The following is a 4,642-nucleotide window of genomic DNA, read 5'->3' as shown; positions in this document are numbered from 1 at the left end:
GGCATAGGCGTCGGTCAGGCGCGCGAGGCCCGGGACGGTGTTGCCCCCGCCCGGTTCGGCGACGATGCCGATGCGGAACGTGCCGATGTCGTCACGCCAGTCGGCGCGTGCCGGCGAGGAGGCGGCGCCTAAGGCCGCGAGAGCGGCCGCGCACATCTTCACGGCCTGCTTTGCCGCGGTTTTGCCGCGCCTTGCCATACCTGCCACGCTCCCGCCCCGCATCCGCGCCTCGCCGCAACTATGGCGCCAAGCCGTTGCGGTTTGGTTTCCGATTTGCCAACGCCGCCGGGGAACCTTATGTCTGGCGATCAAGGCTGACAACAAAGATACCCATGGCGCGCGCGTTCCTGTTCGTTCTCGATTCTTTCGGCATCGGCGGCGCGGCCGACGCCGAACGCTATGGCGATGCCGGCGCCGACACGTTCGGACATATTTTTCAGGCCTGCGCCGATGGTCGTGCCGATCGGCAAGGTTTGCGCAAAGGGCCGCTCGCGGTGCCCAACATGATGTCGCTCGGCCTTGGCCGGGCGGCGCAAACCGCGACGGGACTGAAAACCGGTATCGACGCGCCGCCGGTCGCCTCGGCCTTTCATGGAGCCGCTCAGGAAGTGTCGAGCGGCAAGGACACGCCCTCCGGCCACTGGGAGATCGCCGGCCTGCCGGTGCGTTTCGATTGGGGCTATTTCCCCGATACGGTGCCCGCCTTTCCGGCCGACCTGACCGACGCCATCATCCGCGAGGGCAAGCTGCCGGGGATCCTCGGCAACTGCCATGCACCCGGAACCCAGATCATCGAGCGGCTCGGCGAGGAGCATATCCGCACCGGCAAGCCGATCTGCTACACGTCGATCGATTCCGTGCTGCAGATCGCCGCGCATGAGACGCATTTCGGCCTGGAGCGGCTTTATGAGCTTTGCCTCACGGTGCGTCGGCTGGTCGAGCCGCTTAAGGTCGGGCGGGTGATCGCTCGGCCATTCGTGGGCGAAACGCCGGCCACGTTCCAGCGCACCCACAATCGCCGCGACTATGCGGTGCCGCCGCCGGAGCCAACCCTGCTCGACCGGCTGACCGGGCGCGGCAGCAAGGTCATCGCCGTCGGCAAGATCGGCGACATCTTCGCTCATCGCGGCATTTCGGAAGTGCGCAAGGCCGGCGGCAACATGGCAATGTTCGACAAAGCGCTCGGCGCGATGGACGATGCCGGCGACGGCGACCTGGTTTTTGCCAATTTTGTCGATTTCGATACCGAGTTCGGTCACCGGCGCGATGTCGCCGGCTATGCCGGAGCGCTCGAAGCGTTCGACCGCCGGCTGCCGGAGGCGCTGTCGCGGATAAGGCCTGGCGACCTGCTCATCCTCACAGCCGATCATGGCAACGATCCGACCTGGCGCGGCACCGACCATACGCGCGAACGCATTCCCGTGATCGGTATCGGGCCGGGACTGACGGGCGGCGACATCGGGCTCAGGCCGACCTTCGCCGATATCGGCGAGACCGTCGCGGACCACCTCGGCCTGGCTGCCGGTCGCCACGGAACATCGTTCCTTGCGACGATAGGCGGCCATGCCTGAGCTGCCCGAAGTCGAGACCGTCCGGCGCGGTCTGCAGCCGGTCCTGGAAGGGGCGCGGCTCGTCAAGGTCAAGACGCGCAGGCCCGACCTTCGCTTTCCTTTCCCCGAACGCTTTTCGGAACGGCTTGCCGGCAAGACCGTGACGGCGCTTGGCCGGCGCGCCAAATACCTGACGATGCATATCGAAAACGGTCCGGTTCTCATCTGCCATCTCGGCATGTCGGGGTCGTTCCGGATCGAAGCCGCGGATAGCAGCGACGTCCCCGGCGCCTTCCACCACGAGCGCCCGAAAAGCGCGGCGCACGACCATGTCGTGTTCGACGTCGTCTCTCCGAGGCACGAGCGCTCCCGCGTCATCTTCAATGACCCGCGCCGCTTCGGCTTCATGCTGTTTGCCGAAGGAGCGCCGGACACGCATCCGATGCTGGCGGGGCTCGGCATCGAGCCAACTGGCAACGCGCTCGACGGTCCCCTGCTCGCCTCGCTGTTGAAGGGTCGCAGATCGCCGCTCAAGGCAGCGCTGCTCGACCAGCGGCTGATCGCCGGGCTCGGCAACATATACGTGGCTGAGGCCTTGTGGCGCGCCGGCCTCTCGCCGCTGCGCGAAGCCGGCACCATCGCCGGGTCGGCCAAGAAGGCGAAAGAGCAAAGCGCGCGCCTTGCCGAAGCGATCCGCTCGGTCATCGCCGATGCGATCGCCGCCGGCGGCTCCTCGCTGCGCGACTATGTCCGGGCCGACGGATCGCTCGGCTATTTCCAGCATTCCTTCGCGGTCTACGATCGCGAGGGGGAGCCATGCCCGAAGCCGGGCTGCCGCGGCCACATCGAGCGCATCGTGCAAAGCGGCCGCTCGACCTTCTATTGCCGGACCTGTCAGCGGTAAGCTAGGAACGTATCGATCGTCCCACTGACGCGGAAGGAAGCGAACCATGGCCTATGAAACCATTATCGTGGAAACACGCGGCAAGGTCGGGCTGATCACGCTGAACCGGCCTAAGGCGCTCAATGCGCTGAATTCGCAGGTCCTTGCGGAGGTCGTGGCGGCGGCGCGCGCGTTCAATGCCGATCCCGAGATCGGCGCGATGGTGCTTACAGGCTCGGAGAAGGCGTTTGCCGCCGGCGCCGACATCAAGGAAATGCAGGCGATGTCCTTCGCCGACGCCTACACGCAGGACTTCTTCGTCGGCTGGGAGGAATTCACGCGCACGCGCAAGCCCGTCGTCGCGGCGGTCGCGGGCTATGCGCTCGGCGGCGGCTGCGAATTGGCCATGATGTGCGACTTCATCATCGCCGGCGACAACGCCAAGTTCGGCCAGCCCGAAATCACGCTCGGCGTCATGCCGGGCATGGGCGGCTCACAGCGGCTGACCCGCTTCGTCGGCAAGTCGAAGGCGATGGACATGTGCCTGACCGGGCGGATGATGGACGCTGCCGAAGCCGAGCGCAGCGGACTTGTCTCGCGGGTGGTGCCGGTCGCCGAGCTCGCCGAGGAGGCGCTGAAGGCGGCGGCCAAGATCGCCGAGTTCTCGCTGCCGTCGGTCATGATGACCAAGGAGGCCGTCAACCGCGCCTACGAGACGACGCTCGCTGAAGGGCTGCGCTTCGAGCGCCGACTGTTCCATTCGCTGTTCGCGCTCGACGACCAGAAGGAAGGCATGGCCGCGTTCGTCGAGAAGCGGAAGCCGAATTTCACCAACCGCTAGAGCATGATGCCGAAAAGTGTGGAGCGGTTTTCGGACGACATCATGCTCTATCTTGATTTAGAGGCGGATTCAGATTTCAGGTCGACTCGACCTGAAATCATCCGGCTCTAGGGCATGTCGTCGAATGACTGAAGGCAGGTCGCGACGCGCTTTCAGTCCCCAAAAAGACCGCCAAGTGGCGTTGACGCGCCGGAAAAGCTGAACTATAAGCCGCACCAACCGAGGCGGCCTGTGGCTGCCCGTTTGTTTTTTGCGCCCTGCGGCACCCCGCTGGCGCCCACCAGATCGGAAGAGAGGCATCATGGCCAACACGTCTTCGGCCAAAAAGGCAACGCGCAAGATCGCCCGCCGCGCGGCGATCAACAAGAACCGTCGCTCGCGTGTCCGCACCTATGTGCGCCAGGTCGAAGAGGCGCTGGCCGCCGGCGACAAGGCCGCGGCGGTGGCAGCCTTCAAGGCGGCGGAGCCGGAACTGATGCGCGCCGCCACCAAGGGCGTCGTTCACAAGAACACGGCTTCCCGCAAGGTTTCGCGGCTGGCCCAGCGGGTCAAGACGCTGTCGGCCTGACCGACTTAATCCTTACTCCATCGATGTTGAACCCGGTCGCATAGACCGGGTTTTTTTCGTTTGCCGGCAAGTACTTAAAAAAATTGCTCGTGAGCAACGCTTGCGACGTGATTCCAACGCCAGTAATGTTTTGCCGGCATATTCAACGCCGCTGACAACGGAACGCCCTCCCCGCGGCAACTGCCTAAATTTGCCTGGCAAAAAATCATCAGTTTTTTCAGAGACTTACAGCCGGTCGTCCACAGCTTGTTCAGCTCAAGGTCGAGCGGCGGGGGAGAAGTAGCTGTCAAGACAATTATTTCAGAATATTTCGTTTCGGGCGGCCTTTTTCATATTCGCCGGAAAAGGGTTTGAATCACAATGGCTTTGTCAAAACCTGCCGGCGCAGCTCCCGATTTCAAGCCCCGTCCGGTAACCAGATTCGTTAAAAAACCGTTAGATGTGGCCTTGCCCTATCCACAGCGATTTCGGTAATGTCCATCCATCGAAGGGACGGGCTCTTGCCCCTGACCCAGCCTGAATCGGCCAGCACAAAATGGCGGAATTCATGACGTGGAGCAATTCCGCGTACGGCTTGGTTTGTCTCTTCGGTGGGTAGGGGACTGGCGTAATTGTACATGGCAGTCGATGTCTCGCCGGCGTTTTCGCCGGAGGGTGAGGTATTGACTTGTTTTTGTCGGAGGCCGGCGTGCGGAGCCGGCAGCTGGTCCCTTGCGCGAGTTGCGACGATCGTTGCCGGCGGCGGCAATGGCATCGCGGCTGAATGAGGGTCGCCGGACCAAGGATGCAGGAGGCGCATC

The 4,642-nt window shown here is 63.8% G+C and carries 4 protein-coding genes and 1 pseudogene; 4 read left to right on the top strand and 1 reads right to left on the bottom strand.

Translation table 11 applies throughout. The features are described 5' to 3' along the window. Nucleotides 1-198: pseudogene (locus FJ980_RS29255) on the bottom strand (hypothetical protein); the annotation flags it as partial. A 134-nt stretch (nucleotides 199-332) separates the two neighbouring features. Between FJ980_RS29255 and FJ980_RS29250 the strand changes: the two are divergent. From FJ980_RS29250 to rpsT, 4 genes are all read left to right on the top strand, one after another. Beyond that, a complete protein-coding gene (locus FJ980_RS29250; protein WP_140547110.1) occupies nucleotides 333-1,571 on the top strand; it encodes a phosphopentomutase in 1,239 nt (412 codons plus the stop codon). After that, nucleotides 1,564-2,454: a bifunctional DNA-formamidopyrimidine glycosylase/DNA-(apurinic or apyrimidinic site) lyase gene (gene mutM / locus FJ980_RS29245; protein ID WP_140547109.1), complete on the top strand. Its 891-nt coding sequence runs from the start codon at nucleotides 1,564-1,566 to the stop codon at nucleotides 2,452-2,454. The genes FJ980_RS29250 and mutM overlap by 8 nt, the downstream gene beginning before the upstream one ends. 46 nt (nucleotides 2,455-2,500) lie before the next feature. Then, entirely contained in the window at nucleotides 2,501-3,274 is a 774-nt protein-coding gene (locus FJ980_RS29240) for an enoyl-CoA hydratase (RefSeq protein ID WP_140547108.1), read from the top strand. A 301-nt stretch (nucleotides 3,275-3,575) separates the two neighbouring features. Then, complete coding sequence (gene rpsT, locus FJ980_RS29235) at nucleotides 3,576-3,842, top strand: 30S ribosomal protein S20 (RefSeq protein ID WP_095765940.1); 267 nt, start codon at nucleotides 3,576-3,578, stop codon at nucleotides 3,840-3,842. Nucleotides 3,843-4,642: the final 800 nt, after the last annotated feature.

Origin of the sequence: Mesorhizobium sp. B1-1-5 (genome assembly GCF_006443065.1) — a bacterium.
Taxonomy (GTDB): domain Bacteria; phylum Pseudomonadota; class Alphaproteobacteria; order Rhizobiales; family Rhizobiaceae; genus Mesorhizobium.
Note: the sequence above shows the minus strand (reverse complement) of the source record. Positions and strands in the feature narration are given on the sequence as shown.

What these genes read in the sequence shown, in the direction of transcription:
- FJ980_RS29250 (WP_140547110.1), top strand. Translation starts at nt 333, where the DNA reads ATGGCGCGCGCGTTCCTGTTCGTTCTCGATTCTTTCGGCATCGGCGGC.
- mutM (WP_140547109.1), top strand. Translation starts at nt 1,564, where the DNA reads ATGCCTGAGCTGCCCGAAGTCGAGACCGTCCGGCGCGGTCTGCAGCCG.
- FJ980_RS29240 (WP_140547108.1), top strand. Translation starts at nt 2,501, where the DNA reads ATGGCCTATGAAACCATTATCGTGGAAACACGCGGCAAGGTCGGGCTG.
- rpsT (WP_095765940.1), top strand. Translation starts at nt 3,576, where the DNA reads ATGGCCAACACGTCTTCGGCCAAAAAGGCAACGCGCAAGATCGCCCGC.